Annotated in this window: 18 protein-coding genes; 12 read left to right on the top strand and 6 right to left on the bottom strand. The window is 58.8% G+C overall.

Going from position 1 to position 21899, the window contains the following annotated elements:
• Positions 1-258 precede the first annotated feature (258 nt).
• Both metK and DW49_RS0101215 read right to left on the bottom strand, forming a co-directional pair.
• Positions 259-1449 carry a methionine adenosyltransferase gene (metK, locus tag DW49_RS0101210; protein ID WP_002555698.1) on the bottom strand — a complete coding sequence of 397 codons (1191 nt, stop codon included), beginning with the start codon at positions 1447-1449 and terminating at the stop codon, positions 259-261.
• Between the two features lie 20 nt (positions 1450-1469).
• Positions 1470-2465, bottom strand: coding sequence for an ArsR/SmtB family transcription factor (locus DW49_RS0101215; protein WP_005737417.1), 996 nt, complete (start codon positions 2463-2465; stop codon positions 1470-1472).
• 259 nt (positions 2466-2724) lie between these two features.
• Between DW49_RS0101215 and tkt the strand changes: the two genes are divergently transcribed.
• The 6 genes from tkt (at position 2725) to fba (ending at position 8963) form a co-directional block, all read left to right on the top strand.
• Positions 2725-4722, top strand: coding sequence for a transketolase (tkt, locus tag DW49_RS0101220; RefSeq protein ID WP_005613902.1), 1998 nt, complete (start codon positions 2725-2727; stop codon positions 4720-4722).
• Positions 4723-4882: 160 nt separating this feature from the next.
• Positions 4883-5926, top strand: coding sequence for an erythrose-4-phosphate dehydrogenase (gene epd, locus DW49_RS0101225; RefSeq protein WP_005613904.1), 1044 nt, complete (start codon positions 4883-4885; stop codon positions 5924-5926).
• 21 nt (positions 5927-5947) lie between these two features.
• A complete protein-coding gene (locus tag DW49_RS0101230; RefSeq protein WP_005613906.1) occupies positions 5948-7111 on the top strand; it encodes a phosphoglycerate kinase in 1164 nt (387 codons plus the stop codon).
• Between the two features lie 27 nt (positions 7112-7138).
• Positions 7139-7372 (top strand): putative periplasmic lipoprotein, encoded by a 234-nt coding sequence (locus DW49_RS0101235; RefSeq protein WP_005613907.1) that lies wholly within the window; start codon positions 7139-7141, stop codon positions 7370-7372.
• An 86-nt stretch (positions 7373-7458) separates the two neighbouring features.
• The gene (locus DW49_RS0101240; RefSeq protein WP_005613908.1) at positions 7459-7785 is read left to right on the top strand and encodes an MliC family protein; all 327 of its coding nucleotides are present in this window, start codon (positions 7459-7461) and stop codon (positions 7783-7785) included.
• 113 nt (positions 7786-7898) lie between these two features.
• Positions 7899-8963 (top strand): class II fructose-bisphosphate aldolase, encoded by a 1065-nt coding sequence (gene fba, locus DW49_RS0101245; RefSeq protein ID WP_003382375.1) that lies wholly within the window; start codon positions 7899-7901, stop codon positions 8961-8963.
• A gap of 216 nt (positions 8964-9179) precedes the next feature.
• Here fba and DW49_RS0101250 read toward each other — a convergent pair whose 3' ends face one another.
• Both DW49_RS0101250 and DW49_RS0101255 read right to left on the bottom strand, forming a co-directional pair.
• Positions 9180-9599 (bottom strand): DUF3010 family protein, encoded by a 420-nt coding sequence (locus DW49_RS0101250; protein WP_003382376.1) that lies wholly within the window; start codon positions 9597-9599, stop codon positions 9180-9182.
• Between the two features lie 55 nt (positions 9600-9654).
• Positions 9655-10065: a lysozyme inhibitor LprI family protein gene (locus DW49_RS0101255; RefSeq protein WP_003382378.1), complete on the bottom strand. Its 411-nt coding sequence runs from the start codon at positions 10063-10065 to the stop codon at positions 9655-9657.
• A gap of 228 nt (positions 10066-10293) precedes the next feature.
• Here DW49_RS0101255 and DW49_RS0101260 point away from each other — a divergent pair, with 228 nt between their 5' ends.
• From DW49_RS0101260 to etfB, 6 genes are all read left to right on the top strand, one after another.
• Complete coding sequence (locus tag DW49_RS0101260) at positions 10294-11271, top strand: dipeptidase (protein WP_005613910.1); 978 nt, start codon at positions 10294-10296, stop codon at positions 11269-11271.
• 84 nt (positions 11272-11355) lie between these two features.
• Positions 11356-11886: a DUF5943 domain-containing protein gene (locus DW49_RS0101265; RefSeq protein WP_005613912.1), complete on the top strand. Its 531-nt coding sequence runs from the start codon at positions 11356-11358 to the stop codon at positions 11884-11886.
• A 15-nt stretch (positions 11887-11901) separates the two neighbouring features.
• Complete coding sequence (gene dgcA / locus DW49_RS0101270) at positions 11902-13962, top strand: dimethylglycine demethylation protein DgcA (RefSeq protein WP_005613913.1); 2061 nt, start codon at positions 11902-11904, stop codon at positions 13960-13962.
• Between the two features lie 116 nt (positions 13963-14078).
• On the top strand, positions 14079-16040 hold the full coding sequence (gene dgcB, locus DW49_RS0101275) for a dimethylglycine demethylation protein DgcB (RefSeq protein ID WP_005613914.1): 1962 nt from the start codon (positions 14079-14081) through the stop codon (positions 16038-16040).
• Positions 16040-17260, top strand: a complete 1221-nt coding sequence (etfA, locus tag DW49_RS0101280) for an electron transfer flavoprotein subunit alpha (protein WP_024421077.1) — start codon at positions 16040-16042, stop codon at positions 17258-17260. The genes dgcB and etfA overlap by 1 nt, the downstream gene beginning before the upstream one ends.
• Entirely contained in the window at positions 17250-18047 is a 798-nt protein-coding gene (gene etfB, locus DW49_RS0101285) for an electron transfer flavoprotein subunit beta (RefSeq protein WP_005613916.1), read from the top strand. Before etfA ends, etfB begins: the two co-directional genes overlap by 11 nt.
• Positions 18048-18615: 568 nt before the next feature.
• Here the strand turns inward: etfB and DW49_RS0101290 are convergent.
• Both DW49_RS0101290 and gbcA read right to left on the bottom strand, forming a co-directional pair.
• Positions 18616-20358, bottom strand: a complete 1743-nt coding sequence (locus tag DW49_RS0101290; protein WP_005613918.1) for a carbohydrate-binding protein — start codon at positions 20356-20358, stop codon at positions 18616-18618.
• A gap of 202 nt (positions 20359-20560) precedes the next feature.
• A complete protein-coding gene (gene gbcA, locus DW49_RS0101295; RefSeq protein ID WP_005613919.1) occupies positions 20561-21859 on the bottom strand; it encodes a glycine-betaine demethylase subunit GbcA in 1299 nt (432 codons plus the stop codon).
• Positions 21860-21899 lie beyond the last annotated feature (40 nt).

Here is a 21899-nt window from a genome sequence, read left to right on the forward strand (position 1 = left end):
ACGCAGAGCGTCCAGAACGGCATGCGACGCGGAGCGTCGCACGATAGTTGAGGTTGAGATAGTTACGATTATCGTTCCGCACGCTCCAGCGTCGGAATGCAGTGCGTGACGCTCCGCGTCACAGATCTGTGCCGCGCCGCGCATTCAAGATCGGACGCAGAGCGTCCAGAACGGCATGCGACGCGGAGCGTCGCACGATAATCCTCAGGCGAAAAAAAGCCCCGAGCGACTTGGTCGTTCGGGGCTTCTTTAGGAGTTTTACAGGCCGGCAGCGGCGCGCAGGGCGTCGGCGCGGTCGGTTTTTTCCCAAGTGAAGGCGGTGAAGGTGTCATCGCCAACGGTCATTTCGACCGGGGTACGACCGAAGTGGCCGTAGGCCGCAGTGGCCTGGTACATCGGGTGCAGCAGGTCGAGCATGGTGGTGATGGCATACGGACGCAGGTCGAAGTTGTCGCGGACCAGTTTGATGATCTTGTCGTCCGACAGCTTGCCGGTGCCGAAGGTGTTCAGCGAGATCGACGTAGGCTGAGCCACACCGATAGCGTAGGACACCTGAATTTCGCAGCGTTCGGCCAGACCGGCAGCGACGATGTTCTTGGCCACGTAACGACCGGCGTAGGCCGCCGAACGGTCAACCTTAGATGGGTCCTTGCCGGAGAACGCACCGCCACCGTGACGGGCCATGCCGCCGTAGGTGTCGACGATGATCTTGCGACCGGTCAGACCACAGTCGCCTACCGGGCCACCGATGATGAAGTTGCCGGTCGGGTTGATGTGGAACTGGGTGTCCTTGTGCAGCAGGTGCGCAGGAATGACGTGCTTGACGATCAGTTCCATTACGCCTTCGCGCAGGTCTTTGTAGGACACATCCGGGTTGTGCTGGGTCGACAGCACGATGGCATCGACGCCGACCACCTTGCCGTTTTCATAGCGGCAAGTGACCTGGGATTTTGCATCCGGGCGCAACCACGGCAGCAGGCCGGATTTGCGGGCTTCGGCCTGACGCTGTACCAACTGGTGAGAGAAGGTGATCGGCGCGGGCATCAGCACGTCTGTTTCGTTGCTGGCGTAGCCGAACATCAGGCCCTGGTCGCCAGCGCCCTGATCTTCAGGCTTGCTGCGGTCAACGCCTTGGGCGATGTCCACCGACTGCTTGCCGATGATGTTCATCACGCCGCAGGTCGCGCCGTCGAAGCCGACGTCGGAGCTGTTGTAGCCGATGTCGAGGATGACGTTACGCACGATGTCTTCCAGATCGACCCAGGCCGAAGTCGACACTTCGCCAGCGATGATTGCCACGCCAGTCTTGACCAGCGTTTCGCACGCTACACGGGCGTATTTGTCTTCAGCGATGATGGCGTCCAGAACCGCGTCGGAAATCTGGTCGGCGATCTTGTCCGGATGCCCTTCGGACACGGACTCGGAGGTGAAAAGTGAGTATTCGCTCATCTCTACGGGTTTCCTTCATTTTACCGATGGTGAGTGTTGCCAGCCGGTCGCTGAAAATGGCGAACCTGGATCTGGAAACCATTACGTAAGCCTACATAGAGGCTTTCCCCGGGAACTAGCCCCGCAGCGATGGCCCAACGGGCCAGGTCTTCCTGCTCGAAACCTAACCAGAGATCGCCACAGGCCTCTCTGGCCCAACTCTGGTCATGACTACACAATTCTGTTACCAGCAAGCTACCGCCGGGTTTTACATGGTCGGCCAGTTGCCTCAAGGCTTCGGCCGGTGCTGCAAAATGGTGAAGCACCATGTTGAGGACGACACAATCGGCGCTGACTTTAGTGTCGGTCAGTGCATCGGCCAGTCTCAGCTCAACGTTAGCCAGCGCCCTGCGCTCGCACAGGCCCCGCGCCAGTTCAAGCATGGCCGGGCTGCTGTCCATGGCAATCACCTGCTGGAAGCGTTGCGCCAGCTCTGGCAGAAAGCCGCCGTCGCCGGGGCCTACTTCCAGCGCGGTTGCCTGCGCACCGAAGCTCAGTTTGTCGAGCAGCGTCAGCAGGCTCTCGCTGTATTGCGCCAGCCCTGCAATCAGGTCTTGCTGGGCGCGAAATTTCTCCGCAGTGCGGGCAAAAAAATCCTGGCTGGCCAGTGCGCGTTGCCGATGCACCAGGCCGATACGCCCCTGAACATCGTCGGGCAAGCCTAGCGTATCGATTTCATCGAGCAACGCCGCGTGCAGCCTGCCGCCGGGCAGATCGGTATGGGGCAGGGCGCGACGGTAGAAAATCGCATTGCCTTCACGCCTTGTAGCAACCAGATCAGCCTGTGCCAGCACTTTGAGGTGGTGACTCATGCCGGACTGGCCAATGGCAAAAATCTGCGCCAGTTCCAGCACGCCAAACGAATCGTTGCTCAGCGCGCGCAGCACATTCAGTCGCAAAGGGTCGCCGCCGGCCTTGCACAATGCAGAGAGGTCGTCGCAGGCGTCATGGCGAATGGCAGGTACGCGCAGGTTCATGGTTGCGCAGTCTAAAGAGCGATCCTGAACGTCGCAAGGGCAATATCAAAAAGTTTTGATATTGCTTGATGGGTGGCATCGGTCAGGCTTTGTGAACTTGTCGCGCTGATGGGTAATCCAGTCCTTACAGGCCAAATAATGTCCGTGATGCAGGAAAAAAGCCTATGGTCGACTATCTGTGATTGCCCCCGGCCTGTCCCTGAGGGAAAATGGCCGTCTTTTTTCCGATCCTAATTTTACAATTCCCAGGAGATCAGCGATGCCAAGCCGTCGTGAGCGTGCCAATGCTATTCGTGCCCTAAGCATGGATGCCGTGCAAAAAGCCAACAGCGGCCATCCGGGTGCCCCGATGGGCATGGCGGATATCGCCGAGGTTCTGTGGCGCGATTATCTGAAACACAACCCGACCAACCCGTCGTTTGCCGACCGTGACCGTTTCATCATGTCCAACGGCCACGGCTCGATGCTGGTCTATTCGCTGCTGCACCTGACCGGCTATGACCTGTCCATCGACGATCTGAAAAACTTCCGTCAGTTGCACAGCCGCACGCCGGGCCACCCGGAGTTTGGCTACACCCCAGGCGTTGAAACCACCACTGGCCCACTGGGTCAGGGTTTTGCCAATGCCGTCGGTTTCGCCGCTGCCGAGAAGACCCTCGCTGCACAGTTCAACCGTCCAGGCCACTCCATCGTTGATCACCATACCTACGTGTTCATGGGTGATGGCTGCATGATGGAAGGCATTTCGCACGAAGTCGCCTCCCTGGCCGGCACGCTGCAACTGGGCAAGCTGATCGCGTTCTACGATGACAACGGCATCTCCATCGACGGCGAAGTCGAAGGCTGGTTCACCGATGACACGCCAAAGCGTTTTGAAGCCTACGGCTGGCAGGTCATTCGCAATGTCGACGGTCATGACGCCGACGAAATCAAGACCGCCATCGACACCGCTCGCAAAAGCGACCAGCCAACGCTGATCTGCTGCAAGACCACCATCGGTTTCGGCTCGCCGAACAAGCAGGGCAAGGAAGAGTCCCACGGTGCACCGCTGGGCGCTGACGAAATCGCCCTGACCCGCGCTGCTCTGAAGTGGAACCATGGTCCTTTCGAAATCCCGGCTGATATCTACGCCGAGTGGAATGCGAAGGAAAAAGGCCTGGCTGTTGAAGCTGAGTGGGACCAGCGCTTTGCTGCCTACTCTGCTGCCTTCCCGGAGCTTGCCAATGAATTTATCCGTCGCATGAGCGGCGAACTTCCTGCTGACTTTGCCGAGAAGTCGGCGGCTTACGTTGCCGAAGTCAACGCCAAGGGCGAAACCATTGCCAGCCGCAAGGCCAGCCAAAACGCGCTGAGCGCACTGGGCCCGTTGCTGCCGGAAATTCTCGGCGGTTCGGCTGACCTGGCCGGTTCCAACCTGACCATCTGGAAAGGCTGCAAGAGCATCACTGGCGAAGATCCTAACGGCAACTACCTGCATTACGGCGTTCGCGAGTTCGGCATGGCCGCCATGATGAACGGCATTGCTCTGCACGGTGGCTTCGTGCCATATGGCGCAACCTTCCTGATCTTCATGGAATACGCGCGCAATGCGGTGCGTATGGCCTCGTTGATGAAAAAGCGCGTGATCTACGTGTTCACCCACGACTCCATCGGTCTGGGTGAAGACGGTCCGACTCACCAGCCAATCGAGCAACTGACCAGCCTGCGTACCACGCCGAACCTGGACACCTGGCGTCCGGCAGATGCCGTTGAATCGGCAGTGGCCTGGAAATACTCGCTGGAGCGTAACGACGGCCCTTCCGCGTTGATCTTCTCGCGTCAGAACCTGACTCACCAGGCGCGTGAACCGCAGCAAATAGATGCCATCGCTCGTGGTGGTTACGTATTGCGCGACTGCGCTGCAGAACCCGAGCTGATCCTGATCGCGACCGGTTCGGAAGTTGGTCTGGCCGTTGAAGCCTACGAAAAGCTGACCGCTCAGGGCCGCAATGTTCGTGTGGTTTCCATGCCATGCACCAGCGTCTTCGAAGCTCAGGACGCAGGCTACAAGCAAGCCGTTCTGCCACTTCAGGTCAGCGCACGTATTGCTATCGAAGCGGCTCATGCCGACTACTGGTACAAATACGTGGGCCTGGAAGGCCGTGTGATCGGCATGACCACCTTCGGCGAGTCGGCGCCTGCGCCACTGCTGTTCGAAGAGTTCGGCTTCACGCTGGAAAACGTCCTGAGCATTGCTGACGAGCTGCTGGAAGACTGATCAGCTGCTTGATGTTGATGTTGATGTTGTGGGAGCGAGCTTGCTCGCGAATGAGAGCACTCGGTTTGCCTGACTCACCGAGGCGCTTCCTTCGCGGACAAGTCCGCTCCCACAGGTTTTATCGTTTACGCAACCTGGTTCATCCCCTGGCGAAAATTTCATGCCCCAGCCCCGCCCTTACAAAGTTGCTCTGAACGGTTACGGCCGTATTGGCCGTTGTGTTGTACGCGCGTTGTGCGAGCGGGGGGCCAAGGCCGGGTTTGAAGTGGTTGCCATCAACGACCTGGCTGACATGGCCAGTCTCGAATACCTCACGCGCTTTGACTCCACACACGGCCGGTTCCCTGGCGAAGTGCGGGTCGAAGGGCAATACCTGCACATCAACGACCACCGCATCAAGGTGCTGCGCAGTGCGACGCCGGAAGGCATCGACTGGGCCGAGCTGGAAGTCGATCTGGTGCTTGAGTGCTCAGGTGTCTACAACAACCGTGACGACGGCCAGCGTTTTCTCGCGGCCGGTGCGCCACGGGTGCTGTTTTCCCAGCCGATGGCCAGTGAGCGCGATGTCGATGCCACGGTGGTGTTCGGCATCAATCAGCAGAAACTGACCGGCCGGGAATTACTGGTTTCCGCAGCGTCGTGCACCACCAACTGCAGTGTGCCACTGCTGCGTTTGCTGGATCAGGCCATCGGGCTTGAATACATCACCATCACCACGATCCACTCGGCGATGAACGATCAACCGGTGATCGACGCTTATCACCACGAGGATCTGCGCCGCACACGCTCGGCGTTCCAGTCGATCATTCCGGTGTCCACCGGTCTGGCGAGAGGAATCGAGCGGCTGCTTCCGGAACTTGCCGGCCGAATTCAGGCCAAAGCTGTTCGTGTGCCGACCGTCAATGTGTCGTGCCTGGACATCACGTTGCAAACGGCGCGGGACACCGACGCCGTGGAAATCAACCGTATCCTGCGCGAGGCTGCCACCAGTGGCCCGCTCAAGGGGCTGCTGGCCTACACTGAGTTGCCGCACGCCAGCTGCGATTTCAATCATGACCCGCATTCGGCGATTGTCGATGCGAGTCAGACCCGCGTTTCTGGTCCAAGGCTGGTGAATTTGCTGGCCTGGTTCGATAACGAGTGGGGCTTTGCCAATCGAATGCTCGACGTCGCTGATCACTTTTTGCGCGTCGCTGACCAATAACAGTAAAAAACAGGAATGCTCATGACCGTCTTGAAGATGACCGACCTCGATCTGCAAGGTAAACGTGTACTGATCCGCGAAGACCTCAACGTTCCGATAAAGGACGGCGTGGTCAGCAGCGATGCACGTATTCTTGCCTCGCTGCCGACCATCAGGCTGGCGCTGGAAAAAGGCGCGGCCGTCATGGTCTGCTCGCACCTGGGCCGTCCGACCGAGGGCGAGTTTTCTGCTGAAAACAGCCTCAAGCCGGTTGCTGAATACCTGAGCAAGGCATTGGGTCGTGACGTTCCGCTGGTCGCCGATTACCTGGACGGCGTTGACGTCAAGGCGGGCGACATCGTGTTGTTCGAGAACGTTCGCTTCAACAAGGGCGAGAAAAAGAACGCCGACGAGCTGGCGCAGAAGTACGCGGCCCTGTGCGACGTGTTCGTGATGGACGCTTTTGGCACCGCTCACCGCGCTGAAGGCTCGACCCACGGCGTGGCCAAATACGCCAAGGTGGCTGCTGCTGGCCCGTTGCTGGCTGCCGAACTGGAAGCGCTGGGCAAGGCGCTGGGCGCTCCGGCTCAGCCAATGGCTGCTATCGTCGCCGGTTCCAAAGTGTCGACCAAGCTGGACGTGCTCAACAGCCTGAGCGCGATCTGCGATCAGTTGATTGTTGGCGGCGGGATTGCCAACACCTTTCTGGCCGCAGCCGGTCACAAGGTCGGCAAGTCGCTCTACGAGCCAGACCTGCTGGACACCGCGCGCGCCATTGCCGCCAAGGTCAGCGTGCCGTTGCCGACTGACGTGGTGGTTGCCAAGGAATTCGCCGAGAGCGCCACTGCAACCGTCAAGCTGATCGCTGATGTGGCCGACGACGACATGATTCTGGACATTGGCCCACAAACTGCTGCGCACTTCGCCGAACTGTTGAAATCTTCCGGGACTATCCTGTGGAACGGTCCGGTTGGCGTATTCGAGTTCGACCAGTTCGGTGAAGGCACCAAAACGCTGGCCAAGGCCATTGCCGAGAGCAAGGCGTTCTCCATCGCGGGCGGTGGCGATACGCTGGCAGCGATCGACAAGTATGGTGTGGCAGATCAGATTTCCTACATCTCGACCGGTGGCGGTGCGTTCCTCGAATTCGTGGAAGGCAAGGTTCTGCCAGCGGTTGAAATGCTCGAACAACGTGCCAAGGCCTGAGTAGCGGCTTTGGGCAAGGAGTAGTCAATGGTCAGGGCGTTACCGTGGTTTCTCATCGCAGGTTTGCTGGCCGGTTGCGCGGGCAAACCTGCGGCTGATGAGGTGGAGAGTGACTCCCCGACCCAGCCGCTCCAGCTGAGCTGCTATCAGGCGGGCTGGCAAGCCGAGACCGTGCCGGTGATCTACAAGCGTGGCGGGCCGGAGGTGTGGGATCGGTACGAATTCATGCCGCGCAAAACCGGCAGCGTGGGTTGCCTGTAGTTCAGGCCTCAGACCTGTCAGTCACCATTGACGGGCTTCGGTGGTTTTTATTGAATGAATATTTTTCCGAGCAGCCAGGAGACGTGATGAAAGGCGTGATTGCCCTTGGGGCTTTGGCACTGCTTGGCGGTTGTTCGAGCATGAGCACACCGCAGCAGAATGACCCCTGGAACCGTTGGGTCTGCGACAGCAATGCAGAGGTCAACTGGCGCTACATCGACTCGGCCAAAAAGGAAGTCGATGTTCGCCTGAATCAGAGCGATCAGGTGTTCAGGCTCAAGGCTGAACCCGGCGCTGCCAGCGGAACGCTGTACAGCAACAACGTGTTGGCATTCGTCAACAAGGGTAGCGAAGGCCTGATTTATTGGGACGCTACCAACGATCTGATCGGTCGCGGCTGCAAGGCCCGATAAGTCGGATCACGCGCACACACGCCCGGCCCCTGTGGCCGTGCCTATAACTTGAATAGCAGCCGCCACTACGGCAGGCTTGCACGATAACGACCCTACCGGGAGAGAGACAGACAATGGCACTTATCAGCATGCGCCAGATGTTGGACCACGCAGCCGAATTCGGTTATGGCGTTCCAGCTTTCAACGTAAACAACCTGGAACAGATGCGCGCCATTATGGAAGCGGCCGACAAGACCGACTCCCCGGTGATCGTTCAGGCTTCTGCCGGTGCCCGCAAATACGCCGGTGCGCCGTTCTTGCGCCACCTGATTCTGGCGGCTGTTGAAGAATTCCCGCACATCCCGGTGGTCATGCACCAGGATCACGGCACCAGCCCGGATATCTGCCAGCGCTCGATCCAGCTGGGCTTCAGCTCGGTCATGATGGACGGCTCGCTGCGCGAAGACGGCAAGACCCCGGCTGACTATGACTACAACGTCGATGTAACCCGTCGCGTGGTCGCTTTTGCCCACGCCTGCGGCGTTTCCGTGGAAGGCGAGCTGGGCGTTCTGGGTTCGCTGGAAACCGGCATGGCCGGTGAAGAAGACGGCGTTGGCGCAGAAGGCGTTCTGGACCACAGCCAGATGCTGACTGACCCGGAAGAAGCGGCCGACTTCGTCAAGCGCACCCAGGTTGATGCACTGGCCATCGCCATTGGCACCAGCCACGGCGCGTACAAGTTCACCAAGCCGCCTACCGGCGACATCCTGGCAATCGAGCGCATCAAAGAGATCCACAAGCGCATCCCGAACACTCACCTGGTGATGCACGGTTCTTCGTCGGTTCCACAGGAATGGCTGAAGATCATCAACGAGTTCGGCGGCGACATCAAAGAAACCTACGGTGTGCCGGTCGAAGAAATCGTTGAAGGCATCAAGCACGGCGTGCGCAAGGTCAACATCGACACTGACCTGCGTCTGGCCTCTACCGGTGCCATCCGCGAATTCATGGCCAAACACCCAAGCGAGTTCGACCCGCGCAAGTACCTGGCCAAAACCGTTTCGGCCATGCGCGACGTGTGCATCGCGCGTTACGAAGCATTCGGCACCGCTGGCAACGCCTCGAAGATCAAACCGGTCTCCCTGGACGCCATGTTCGAACGCTACGCCCGTGGCGAGCTGGATGCCAAGATCAACTGAGTTGATTGCGCATTGAAAAAAACCGCAGAAATGCGGGTTTTTTATAACACTTCGAAATTGGCTGCGCGGCACAGGTTTGTGACGCGGAGCGTCGCGACAGGCATTCCCACGCTGGAGCGTGAGGAACGATCGATGTCCGGGAGAGCACCTACAGCTATCGTGCGACGCTCCGCGTCGCATGCCGTTCTGGACGCTCTGCGTCCTCTCTTGACGTGCTTAAACGCTCTTCATCAACCCAGCACACGCTGCCTTGTAAGCCTCGTGCTGATACTTGTTCAGCGTATCGGGCAGGGCGAAAGCGTGTTTCTTGTTTTGCGCGTTGATGGTCTGCGGCGAGATCAGCGCTACATCGCAATCGGACATCAGTTGAAAGATGGTTTCGATCTTGAAGGTGGTCGGGCCGCCGGCGAATTCGCCTTTCTTGCTGCGCTTTTTGATGGCGATGTGGCTAACGCCGTTTTCGCGTACGAAGCTGGCGAGCTGCGTAGCGAAAGCCTTGACGTTGGCAGGCTCTTCATCGTCTTCCAGCGCGATCTTTTTCGTGGCCAGGGGCAGATGAGCGAGCCCGCTGCTCTGCCGAGTGGCGAGGGCGAAAATGGCTTCGCTGCCTTTGATTTCTACACCGCAAATAATCATGAGAAAACCTGATGAGCTCGTTCATATAAAGAAGCAGGTTATCTCATCGTAGCCGTTATTCCTGCGCAATCGACTCCAGGTATTCCGAACGCTCATCGCTCATGCGCGCAATACAGTCGTTTTCACTGATGGTGAACGCCTTGCTGCCAGCGGCAGAAGGGAACACATCGACCGCGCAATCGGCATCACGCAGCTTTTCCCACGCCTGCTGAGCCGTCTTGAGTTTGCTCGTAAAATCGTTGAACTGTGATTTGTTGGCAACGAACTGTGACTGAACGCGCTTGAGCAGGTTGTCGAAGTTTTCCTTGAGCAACTGTTCTGCGGTCGTGCGGCTGTAAACCGAGCATTCCAGGGTTTGCTTGTCGTCGTCGACACCGTCACAAGGCGAAGCGTCCGGGTTCTGAGCAGCCTGCACGCCAGTCACAGCCGTTGCCGTCAGGGCCAGGGTCAGCAAAAACGTTTTCATCGAGTCGCTCCGATCCATTGATACGCTGGATTCTGTCTCAAGCGCGAGACAATGAACAGGTTTACGACATCGCAGGGCGATACGCCGTCACCCTTTGTCGCATCTTGACGCTTTCGGCAAACCCCCTGTCGTTTTTGCACCCGGCTCGCCTGACCCTCCGGCATATGCTGGCCTCATTAGCGCCGACAGCCGATTCGGTGCGCCGGAATCAAAAAAGGGGACAGCCTGATGAGCCCAGCCGAATTGCACGCCGACAGCATCGTTATTGACGGGCTGATCATTGCCAAGTGGAACCGCGAGCTGTTTGAAGACATGCGCAAGGGCGGCCTGACGATGGCCAACTGCACCGTTTCGGTATGGGAAGGTTTTCAAGCCACCATCAACAGCATCTGCACCAGCCAGAAACTGATGCGCGAAAACAGCGACCTGGTCATGCCGGTGCACACCACCGCCGATATCCACAAGGCCAAGGAACTGGGCAAGACCGGCATCCTCTTTGGCTTCCAGAATGCGCATGCTTATGAAGACCAGATCGGCTACGTCGAGATCTTTAAGCAGCTCGGCGTTGGTATCGTGCAGATGTGCTACAACACGCAGAACCTGGTCGGCACCGGCTGTTACGAACGCGATGGCGGCCTGTCGGGTTTCGGGCGTGAAATCGTCGCTGAAATGAACCGTGTCGGGGTGATGTGCGACCTGTCCCACGTGGGGTCGAAAACCTCTGAAGAGGTCATTCTCGAATCGAAGAAACCAGTCTGTTATTCCCACTGCCTGCCGTCCGGTCTTAAAGAGCATCCGCGCAACAAATCCGATGCTGAACTGAAGTTCATTGCCGACCACGGCGGCTTTGTCGGGGTGACCATGTTCGCGCCGTTCTTGGCCAAGGGCATCGAGTCGACCATCGACGATTACGCCGAAGCCATCGAATACGTGATGAACATCGTGGGTGAGGATGCCATCGGTATTGGCACCGATTTCACCCAGGGCCACGGTCAGGACTTTTTTGAATACCTGACCCATGACAAGGGCTACGCCCGCCGCCTGACCAGCTTCGGCAAGATCATCAACCCGCTGGGCATTCGTACCGTGGGCGAGTTTCCCAACCTCACGGAAACCCTGCTCAGGCGCGGTCACCCCGAGCGCGTGGTGCGCAAGATCATGGGCGAGAACTGGGTCAACGTGCTGGCCGACGTCTGGGGCGAGTAACCCGCCAGCCAAACCTTATCGAATTGAACCCCCACGGCCCTGGCGGCGGTGGGTGTAAACCAAATTATCTGGAGTTTGACCCCCATGGCTAAAATCGCCCCGCAACTGCCCATCGAAGTCGACAGCGAAACCGGTGTCTGGACCTCCGATGCGTTGCCGATGCTCTACGTGCCGCGGCACTTTTTCGTCAACAACCACATGGGCATCGAAGAAGTGCTGGGCGCCGACGCGTACGCCGACATTCTCTACAAGGCCGGTTACAAATCCGCCTGGCACTGGTGTGAAAAAGAAGCTGAATGCCACGGCCTGCAAGGCGTTGCGGTATTCGAGCACTACATGAAGCGTCTGTCGCAGCGCGGCTGGGGGCTATTCAAGATTCAGGACATCGATATCGAAAAAGGCACCGCCAGCGTGAAGCTTGAGCATTCGTGCTTTGTGTACGTCTACGGCAAGGTCGGACGCAAGGTCGACTACATGTTCACCGGCTGGTTCGCCGGGGCGATGGACCAGATACTCGCCGCCAGCGGCAGCTCGATCCGTACCGTCGCCGAGCAGGTTTACGGTGGCTCCGAAGAAGGTCACGACGACGGACTGTTCGTCGTCAAGCCGCTGTAAATCGAGGATCGCGTTATGGCTTTCGAAGCGATGTTTCAGCCGATCCAGATTGGCAAGCTCACCATCCGCAACCGTGTGCTCAGTACCGCGCACGCCGAGGTGTACGCCACTGACGGCGGCATGACCACTGACCGCTACGTGAAATATTACGAAGAGAAAGCCAAGGGCGGCATCGGCCTGGCCATTTGCGGCGGCTCATCAAGCGTTGCCATCGACAGCCCGCAAGGCTGGTGGAAGTCAGTCAATCTGGCGACCGACAGGATCATCCCGCACTTTCAGAACCTCGCCGACGCCATGCACAAGCACGGTGCGAAGATCATGATTCAGATTACCCACATGGGCCGTCGCTCGCGCTGGGATGGCGATCACTGGCCGACCCTGATGTCGCCGTCGGGCATTCGTGAGCCGGTGCACCGCGCGACCTGCAAAACCATCGAGCCGGAAGATATCTGGCGCGTTATCGGCAACTACGCCAGCGCAGCCGCCCGTGCCAAGGCCGGCGGGCTGGACGGCGTCGAATTGTCTGCCGTGCATCAGCACATGATCGACCAGTTCTGGAGCCCTCGGGTCAACAAACGCACCGATGAATGGGGCGGCAGTTTCGAGAACCGCATGCGCTTCGGCCTGGAAGTGATCAAGGCCGTGCGCAAGGAAGTCGGCCCCGACTTTTGTGTGGGTCTGCGCATCTGTGGCGACGAGTTCCACCCCGATGGCCTGAGCCACGAGGACATGAAGCAGATCGCCAAGTATTACGACGAAACCGGCATGATCGATTTCCTCGGCGTGGTGGGCTCGGGTTGCGACACCCACAACACCCTGGCCAACGTCATCCCTAACATGAGTTATCCACCGGAGCCGTTCCTGCATCTGGCGGCCGGTATCAAGGAAGTGGTGAAAGCGCCGGTGCTGCACGCGCAGAACATTAAAGACCCGAATCAGGCCACGCGGATTCTGGAAGGTGGCTATGTCGACATGGTCGGCATGACCCGCGCGCACATTGCCGACCCGCACCTGATCGCCAAGATCAAGATGGGTCAGATCGACCAGATCAAACAATGCGTGGGCGCCAACTACTGCATCGACCGTCAGTATCAAGGGCTGGACGTGCTGTGCATCCAGAACGCCGCCACCTCCCGCGAATACATGGGCGTGCCGCACATCATCGAAAAGTCCGCCGGGCCGAAACGCAAGGTCGTGGTGGTCGGTGCTGGCCCTGCCGGCATGGAAGCGGCGCGGGTTTCTGCCGAGCGCGGCCATGACGTGACGCTGTTCGAGAAGAAGGCGTTTATCGGCGGGCAGATCACCACCGCATCGAAAGCACCGCAGCGCGACCAGATTGCCGGCATCACGCGCTGGTTCCAGCTGGAACTGGCGCGCCTGAAAGTCGATCTGCGGCTCGGCACTGCTGCGGATGCGGCAACCATCCTCGACCTGCGCCCGGACATTGTGGTGCTGGCAGTGGGTGGTCATCCGTTTCTGGAACAGAACGAACACTGGGGCGCGGCAGAAGGGCTGGTGGTCAGCAGTTGGGACGTACTGGACGGCAAGGTCGCGCCGGGCAAGAACGTGCTGGTCTACGACACCATCTGCGAGTTCACCGGCATGTCGGTGGCTGACTTTCTGGCCGACAAGGGCTGTCAGGTCGAGATTGTCACCGATGACATCAAGCCGGGCGTGGCGATCGGCGGTACGTCGTTCCCGACCTACTACCGCAGCATGTACCCCAAGGAAGTGATCATGACCGGCGACATGATGCTGGAAAAGGTCTATCGCGAGGGCGACAAGCTGGTCGCGGTGCTGGAAAACGAATACACCGGCGCCAAGGAAGAGCGGGTGGTCGATCAGGTGGTGGTGGAAAACGGCGTGCGCCCGGACGAAGCGATTTATTACGCGCTCAAGGAAGGTTCGCGCAACAAGGGCCAGATCGACATCGACGCACTGTTCGCCATTCAGCCACAACCTTCATTGAGCGAGCCGGGCGACGGTTATTTGCTGTTCCGCATCGGCGACTGCGTGGCGCAGCGCAATACCCATGCAGCGATCTACGACGGCTTGCGGCTGTGCAAGGATTTCTGACCGCAGCGGCAAGTTGTCAGCTGCAAGCTGCAAGTAGAAGCCTTTGCTCAGTGCTTTTTCTTGAAGCTTGCAGCTTGAGGCTTCCAGCTTAAAGCTCGCACCTTGAGGTCAACGTGATGCTAGACACCCTTCTTCCCATCCTGCTGTTCAGCGCCCTGGGCCTTGCGGCGCTGGGCGCATGGCGGCGGGTAAGCATGTGGCGCAACGGACGGCCCTCGAAAGTCGACCTGCTCGGCGGGCTGTTGGCCATGCCCAAGCGCTACATGGTCGACCTGCACCACGTAGTCGCACGCGATAAATATATCGCCAATACCCACGTGGCCACGGCAGGCGGCGCAGTCGCCTCGATTGTGCTGGCGATTCTGGTGCATGGTTTCGGCTTGCATAACCGGGTGCTGGGCTACGCGCTGCTGCTGATGACCACGGTGATGTTTGTCGGCGCGGTGTTTGTCTACCGACGTCGCCTCAACCCGCCTGCGCGTTTATCCAAAGGACCGTGGATGCGCCTGCCGAAAAGCCTGATGGCGTTTTCTGCAAGCTTCTTTCTGGTCACGTTGCCGGTAGCCGGTATTCTTCCCGAGCACTTCGGCGGCTGGGTGCTGGTCGCCATTCTCGTGCTGGGCGTGTTGTGGGGCGTGAGCGAGCTGTTCTTCGGCATGACCTGGGGCGGGCCGATGAAGCACGCTTTCGCCGGGGCCTTGCACCTGGCCTGGCATCGGCGTGCCGAGCGTTTTGGCGGCGGACGTTCCACCGGCCTGAAGCCACTTGATCTGAATGATCGGACTGCACCGCTGGGTGTCGAGAAACCCGCAGACTTTACCTGGAACCAGTTGCTGGGTTTCGACGCCTGCGTGCAGTGCGGTAAATGCGAAGCTGCGTGCCCGGCGTTCGCGGCAGGTCAGCCGCTGAACCCCAAGAAGCTGATCCAGGACATGGTCGTCGGCCTTGCCGGCGGCACCGACGCAACATTTGCCGGCAGCCCGTACCCATCGCTGGATGGCAAAGGCAAGCCACTGGGCGAGCATGGCGGCAACCCGCATCAGCCCATCGTCAACGGTCTGGTGGATGCCGAGACGCTGTGGTCCTGTACCACCTGCCGCGCCTGTGTCGAAGAGTGCCCGATGATGATCGAGCACGTTGATGCCATCGTCGATATGCGCCGTTACCTGACCCTGGAAAAAGGCGCGACGCCGAACAAAGGCGCGCAAGTGCTGGATAACCTGATCGCCACCGACAACCCCGGCGGTTTCGCACCGGGCGGGCGGATGAACTGGGCGGCGGATCTGAACCTGAACCTGCTCAGCGATACAAAGACCGTGGACGTGCTGTTCTGGGTGGGCGATGGCGCGTTCGACATGCGCAATCAACGCACGCTGCGTGCGTTCGTCAAAGTCCTCAAGGCCGCCAGGGTGGATTTCGCCGTGCTGGGCCTTGAAGAGCGCGACAGCGGTGACGTGGCTCGGCGTCTGGGCGATGAGGCGACGTTTCAGACGCTCGCCCGCCGCAACATTCAGACCCTGGCCCAATACCGCTTCAAACGCATCGTCACCTGCGACCCGCACAGCTTTCATGTGCTGAAAAACGAATACGGCGCACTGGGCTGCGACTATCAGGTGCAGCATCACAGCACCTTCATGGCCGAATTGGTACAGCGCGGCGTCCTGAATCTGAGTCAACACAAAGGCGCCAGCGTCACCTATCACGACCCGTGTTACCTGGGCCGCTACAACGGCGAGTACGAGGCTCCGCGTGAAGTGCTGCGCGCGCTGGGTATCGAGGTCAGGGAAATGCAGCGCTCGGGCTTTCGTTCTCGCTGCTGCGGTGGCGGGGGCGGCGCACCGATTACAGACATCCCCGGCAAACAGCGGATTCCCGACATGCGCATGGACGACATTCGCGAAACCGCTGCCGAGCTGGTGGCGGTGGGCTGTCCACAATGCACGGCCATGCTTGAAGGTGTGGTTGAACCGCGGCCGCTGATCAAGGACATCGCTGAACTGGTGGCCGATGCGCTGATTGAAGAAGTTATCCCCAGTCCGTCTGTTGCCGCCAAACGTGAACCTGCGGAGGTGCACTGATGAGCGACATTATCCGCCGCGATCCTCGAGCTGAATGGATCGCTCGTAATCGGCTGCACCCGTTGCATGCGGCCATGCAGCCCGCACACAGCAACTGGATGGGACCCAACGGCTTGATGCGCAAGAACGTGCATGGCCTGGGGTTTATCGGCCCCAACGGCATCAAGCGCATCGACCGTAGCGGCGCGCAGCAGGGCGGGACGAGCAAGCGTTCGGCGGTGTCCGATGTGCAGTTGCCGGTGCATGTGGTTGCTGCGCCAGCGTTCTATATCAACGTTGTTCCCGACATGGTTGGCGGTCGCTTGAGCAGCCATGATCGCGACTTGTTGGGCCTTGCGCGTCAACTGGCCGGTGCCGAAGGCGCGGTGCTGGCGGTGGTGTTCGGCGAACATAAAGAGAAAGCGTTCGACAGTGCAGGTGTGGACCGGCTGTTGGCGCTCAATGGTAACGAGTTCGATGGCTACTCTCCTGAACAGCGCGTGCAGGGTTTGCGCGCTGTGGATAACCAGTTCGGCCCGCAGCACTGGTTATTCCCTGATAGCCGCACTGGCGGTGGTGAACTGGGGCGGCGCTTTGCGGCCAGCCTTGGCGAGCGTCCTGCAACGCGGGTCTGGCAGGTCAAGGGCGAGCACTGCACAAGCCGCGCCGGGGCCGGCCGCGAAGACCTTGTTCGTCCCTTGGCGCGTTTGATTCTGGCCGACATCGAGTGCGCCGAGCCGGTCAGTGAAACCCGCCATGAAGCGTTGCCCGTCGAGTTATCCACAGGCACGGCGCGCCGCTTGTCGCGCATCGAAGACCTGGGCGCAGTGGCGGTTGATCCTGCAGTTATCCCCATGGCCGAAGCAGAATTCATTTTGTCCGGCGGTAATGGTGTGCGGGACTGGGCGCTTTTCCACCGCGCCGCTTTAGCCTTGGGCGCAACCGAGGGGGCGTCGCGGGTAGCGGTGGACGATGGTTTCATGGGGCGTGAGCGTCAGGTGGGTGCCAGTGGCACGTGGGTCACGGCGCGGGTTTACCTGGCGGTCGGCATCTCCGGGGCGATTCAGCACCTGCAAGGTATCGGCGCCTGCGACAAGGTCATAGCGATCAATCTGGATGCGGGCTGCGACATGATCAAGCGCGCTGATCTGTCGGTCATCGGCGACGGTGGCGAAATCCTCACCGCATTGATTGCAGCGGTCCAAGCCTGGCGTAACGGGGAGAAGCGTGATGCGGCCTGACGTGTCTGTGGATAAATATGGCGTACAGATCATCAGCCTGGTCTCCGTAGGCGCGCACCCGACATCAGGCCGTGCGCGCCGCGCCGAACAGGACGCGCGGGCAGTCGAACTTGGCTTGCAACTGGTTGGGGATAACTTGCAGGTGCTGCATGCCGGCAACCCTGAAGAGCCAGCTTTGCGCGCCTACCTGGGCATGGGCTTGAGCGAACTGCATGTGCTTGAGCAGCCCGACGGTGCTGACGCGCTGGCCGCGCTGACCGATTACATACGCAACTCCGGCGCACAGATGGTGCTGGCTGGCAGCCAGGCGGAAACCGGCGAAGGCTCGGGCATGCTGCCGTTTCTGCTGGCCGAAGGGCTTGGTTGGCCGCTGGTGACCGGGCTTGCGCAGGTCGAGTCGCTGAGTAATGGCATCGCACTGGTTTTGCAGGCATTGCCACGTGGCCAGCGCCGTCGCCTCAAGGTTCGACTGCCGTTTCTCGCCACTGTGGATAACGCAGCGCCTGCGCCTCGGCAAAGTGCTTATGGGCCGGCGCAGCGCGGCTTGGTTGAGGTAGAAACTGTCGAAGCAGTTATTGATGAGTTATGCACAGCTCAATCACTGCGCCCCGCTAAACTGCGCCCCAAGCGTCTCAAGGTGATCAAAGCCAAGAGCGGCGCTGACCGTATGAAAGCGGCTACTGCCAAGGCTAGCGGGGGCAGTGGGCAGGTGTTGAAGGGAGTAAGTGCGGAGGAAAGCGCGGCTGCAATATTGAAATTGCTGATTGAGGAAGGTGTTGTCAGGTGAGGCGTTCGACTTACGCACATTCTCTGTGCGTGCAGCTGTGGATAACATGTTTGCGGGTTGCCAGGCGCCCCGGATTGCGCGGCTTTGAAGGCCGTGATCATAAAACGAACAGTTTGCCGTAAAAGGCGGCTTATCCTGATTGTGGATAAAAATCCCCTTCGGGGAGTGGGTTGGGTAATTGCCCACAATCTCTGTTGGTGTGCCTGTGGGTAAGTTGTTCATGGTTGTCTGCACGCCTTTAAATACGTGGCCTTTAAAGGTTTGTACAAAAAACGATCAAAGTTTGCGCCAGGTATGCCGGTTCCTTTCGCAGGCAGTGCGGGGGAATTGAGTCGAGTTTTCCACAGGGCATTTAATCTGCCGACTCAAGTTACTCCCAAAGTCTGTTGGTGCATCTGTGGATAAAGTGTTGGCGTCTGGCTGCAGCCTTTGAAATACGGGCTTTACAGTGAGCTGGTTGAAAAGTAACCAGCTCATCTGTACACGCTGGCAATCACCTATGGAATTGCTTCATCACCCCCTATTACCGGGAAGGTTTAGAAGCTCCCCGGTAATGGCGTTTGAGCTGTTAGTGTCTGGAACCCGCTGACCGCCCGAGTAACAACCACAACGACTCGGAGCCAGGTTTCTCTGGTGACCATTCCGGGATTGATTTATGGGTCTGAAGGCATCTATAACTGATGCCCTGATGGGTTACCAAGTGACCTACCTGATACTGAACGCCTGGTGCCCACGCCGTGACGCCACCGCCGCTCTCGGATTCAGTTGTGACGGTCAGAGGTTCGCTTCCAGCGGAAAAGCCGTCCTTTTCGTCCTGCGCGATGATCTGGTACATATAGTCAGTGGCAGAAGTGAGTCCAGCGTCGGTATAGGTGGTTTGTGGCGAGGTGACAACAGCAATCCGCATCTGATTTCGGTGAACAAGGTACTGCCTGATGGTGTGCAGCCCTGTAGAAGCTGTCCATTCAAGGGACACGCTATAAGCAGAAATATCCGTTGCTTTAAGATCAGTCGGTGCTGATGGCGGTTGATTCTGATCCATATACACAGTCAGCACTGGGGACAAGTCCGATGTGTTGCCCTCGATGTCAGTCGCGCTGATCTGATAATCGTAGATAGCGCCAGGTGAAACATCTGTATCGATAAACGGTGGCGCCGTTGGAGTACCCACAAGCGCGCCGTTTCTGAACACATTATAGATTCGGACCGGGTGTGCACCTTCCGAAAGCCGCCAGATCAGCGTTATCGAATCTTTTGTTTGCCATGACAATGTAAGGTCAGCAGGTACTGAGGGTTTGTCCGGCACAGGCGTCTCACCTCCGGTCAGATAACCGTAGCGGTTCACGAACTCCCAGTTGTACTCCTTGCCATTCTTGTCTTTCCCGGCATCCCAGTTGACCGACCAGGTCATCAGACCACGGATTGGGTTTCCAGCATCTTTCAGTTCTTGCAGTGCGTCTTTGACGTCCTGTGGATTAACCACGTAACCGGTAGCGGCACCGTCATTATTGCTGGGTAGTCCAATCGCCAGCCTGTCAGCCGGAATCGATGCGTAACCACGTGTTCCGTGAATCAGGCTATCGGTCAGGTAATAAAGAAATGCTTTCTTTTGGGTGTCGTTGTTTTGAGTGACCCACAGGTTCAGTTCATCGACCCAAATGCCATCGCCGCCCTGGTTGTAGTACTGAGGTGCGATAAAGTCGTACAGGTCTTCCAAGGCGTTGATGTAGGCGAGATAGGAGCCCGCTGCTCGCAGGTAGGGAAACTCCGGGGCCATACTGATAATGAAATGTTTTCCTTCTGCCTCGTAATGCTTGCGTACCAACCGCAGTGCGGCCGGTAATACCGTCCGGTTATCGGCAAAGGTAATGGCGGCTTGTTCAAGGTCGATGTCCAGGCCGTCAAAGCCATAGACTTCGACCAGGCGAATAATTTCATAGGCCAGTGCATCTTCCTGACCTTCATGCAGCTCAATATGTGCGTCAGCCCCACCAAGAGAAATAAGCACCGCACGGCCTTGTGCATTCAGCGCTGCTACTTGGGCGCGAAACGCATCGTCACTCAGGTTGTAAGGTTTGAAGGTGGGAATGCCTGCACCTTTCATGAAGGCCACTGCCACGACGTTATAAGCCTCGGGAATATCTGTCAGCGCCATCTCCTTGAACAGGCCCTGCTGGTAGCCCTGACCGGGTTCGGAAGGCCAGTTGTGCCAGAAGCCCATGAGAATATTTTTGCCTCTTATATCCGGCATGTCCGAGGCTGCGTCGACTTTCCTGTTTTTATATTGATTGATGATTTTTGGGTTGAGCATGGTTCGTGTCTCCGTCCGTTGGATTGACTTCAATGGGAGTTGATCACGAAAGGATTTTTCACGTAACTGTCAGAAATGACGGTATCGGCGGAGCAATTGTTGTGCAGGGGAGCGGGAAAGTCGTCAGTCGACGATCATGCGAGCAGGCTCACCTCGCAGGAGAGTGAGCCGTACTGGGTATTGCCATAGGCGTGGGAGACCGCTACTCGTGATTCACCGCCACACCTTTCAGATAAGGCGCGGGCTCTGCGCCGAGGTTTTCCAGCATGCGCGCGCTGTACCAGTCAATAAAGTTGACCACGCCGAACTCATAGGTTTTCGAGTAGGGGCCGGGCTGATAAGCGGTGGAGTTGATGCCGCGCTGGTTTTCTTCGGCCAGACGGCGGTCCTGGTCGTTGGTGGCGTCCCAGACCTGACGCATGCGCGCTACGTCGTAGTCCACGCCTTCCACTGCGTCCTTGTGGACAATCCACTTGGTGGTGACCATGGTTTCCTGCGCGCTGATCGGCCACACGGTGAACACGATGATGTGATCGCCCATGCAGTGGTTCCAGGAGTGGGGCAGGTGCAGGATGCGCATCGAGCCCAGCTCCGGGTTCTGGATGCGGCCCATCAGTTTTTTACAGCCGACCTTGCCGTCCATGGTCATCGACACGGTGCCCTTGAGCAGCGGCATGCGCACGATGCGGTTACGCAGGCCGAAACTGGCGTGGGCGTAAGGGATTTTCTCGGCGTCCCACGCTGCGGCGGATGCGGCCACATGGTCCTTGAAGGCCTGATCGGCACGCGGGTCGGTGACGTCGTCCCATTCCAGCAGGGTCTTGAGCAATTCCGGGTGTGCGCCGCCGCAGTGATAGCACTCGCGGTTGTTCTCCAGCACCAGCTTCCAGTTGGCCTTCTCCATCAAGGTGGTTTGCACCGCCACCTTGGTGTTTTCCATGTCGTAGGGTTCCATGTAGTGCTTGAGTGTCGCCAGGAACTCATCGATGGCAGGCGGGTTTTCCGCCAGGCTGATGAAGATGTAACCGCCTGCGGTCTTGACGTGCACCGGCTTGAGGCCGAACTGCTTCATGTCGAAGTCGTCGCCCATTTCAGTGCCGGCGTACAGAAGGCGGCCGTCCAGTTCGTAGGTCCACTGGTGATAATGACAGACCAGTTTGGCGACCTTGCCTTTCTCGGCAGTGCAAAGGCGCGAGCCGCGATGGCGGCATACGTTATGGAACGCATTGACCGCGCCGTCCGGGCCACGTACCACAAGGATCGGGTTCTTGCCGATCTGCAGCGTCAGGAAGTTGCCCTTGGTCGGGATCTCGCAGGTCATTCCGGCGATCAGCCATTCTTTATGAAAGATTTCCTGCATGTCGATTTCAAACAGCCGGTCATCACTGTAAAAAGGCTGCGGCAGCGAGTACGTGCGCTCGCGATTTTGCAGCATCCCGGCAGTGGCCTTGCGTGCAGGTTCCAGCGGATCGCCCAGGCTCAAGGTTGCGGTGACGTCCATCGTTAAAATCCCTCATGACCGCGTCATGGGCGGCCTGCGA

Source organism: Pseudomonas avellanae BPIC 631 (genome assembly GCF_000444135.1).
Lineage (GTDB): Bacteria > Pseudomonadota > Gammaproteobacteria > Pseudomonadales > Pseudomonadaceae > Aquipseudomonas > Aquipseudomonas avellanae.

Excerpts from the sequence above, each read along its gene's own strand:
- metK (WP_002555698.1), bottom strand. The coding sequence starts at position 1,449 with ATGAGCGAATACTCACTTTTCACCTCCGAGTCCGTGTCCGAAGGGCAT.
- DW49_RS0101215 (WP_005737417.1), bottom strand. The coding sequence starts at position 2,465 with ATGAACCTGCGCGTACCTGCCATTCGCCATGACGCCTGCGACGACCTC.
- tkt (WP_005613902.1), top strand. The coding sequence starts at position 2,725 with ATGCCAAGCCGTCGTGAGCGTGCCAATGCTATTCGTGCCCTAAGCATG.
- epd (WP_005613904.1), top strand. The coding sequence starts at position 4,883 with ATGCCCCAGCCCCGCCCTTACAAAGTTGCTCTGAACGGTTACGGCCGT.
- DW49_RS0101230 (WP_005613906.1), top strand. The coding sequence starts at position 5,948 with ATGACCGTCTTGAAGATGACCGACCTCGATCTGCAAGGTAAACGTGTA.
- DW49_RS0101235 (WP_005613907.1), top strand. The coding sequence starts at position 7,139 with ATGGTCAGGGCGTTACCGTGGTTTCTCATCGCAGGTTTGCTGGCCGGT.
- DW49_RS0101240 (WP_005613908.1), top strand. The coding sequence starts at position 7,459 with ATGAAAGGCGTGATTGCCCTTGGGGCTTTGGCACTGCTTGGCGGTTGT.
- fba (WP_003382375.1), top strand. The coding sequence starts at position 7,899 with ATGGCACTTATCAGCATGCGCCAGATGTTGGACCACGCAGCCGAATTC.
- DW49_RS0101250 (WP_003382376.1), bottom strand. The coding sequence starts at position 9,599 with ATGATTATTTGCGGTGTAGAAATCAAAGGCAGCGAAGCCATTTTCGCC.
- DW49_RS0101255 (WP_003382378.1), bottom strand. The coding sequence starts at position 10,065 with ATGAAAACGTTTTTGCTGACCCTGGCCCTGACGGCAACGGCTGTGACT.
- DW49_RS0101260 (WP_005613910.1), top strand. The coding sequence starts at position 10,294 with ATGAGCCCAGCCGAATTGCACGCCGACAGCATCGTTATTGACGGGCTG.
- DW49_RS0101265 (WP_005613912.1), top strand. The coding sequence starts at position 11,356 with ATGGCTAAAATCGCCCCGCAACTGCCCATCGAAGTCGACAGCGAAACC.
- dgcA (WP_005613913.1), top strand. The coding sequence starts at position 11,902 with ATGGCTTTCGAAGCGATGTTTCAGCCGATCCAGATTGGCAAGCTCACC.
- dgcB (WP_005613914.1), top strand. The coding sequence starts at position 14,079 with ATGCTAGACACCCTTCTTCCCATCCTGCTGTTCAGCGCCCTGGGCCTT.
- etfA (WP_024421077.1), top strand. The coding sequence starts at position 16,040 with ATGAGCGACATTATCCGCCGCGATCCTCGAGCTGAATGGATCGCTCGT.
- etfB (WP_005613916.1), top strand. The coding sequence starts at position 17,250 with ATGCGGCCTGACGTGTCTGTGGATAAATATGGCGTACAGATCATCAGC.
- DW49_RS0101290 (WP_005613918.1), bottom strand. The coding sequence starts at position 20,358 with ATGCTCAACCCAAAAATCATCAATCAATATAAAAACAGGAAAGTCGAC.
- gbcA (WP_005613919.1), bottom strand. The coding sequence starts at position 21,859 with ATGGACGTCACCGCAACCTTGAGCCTGGGCGATCCGCTGGAACCTGCA.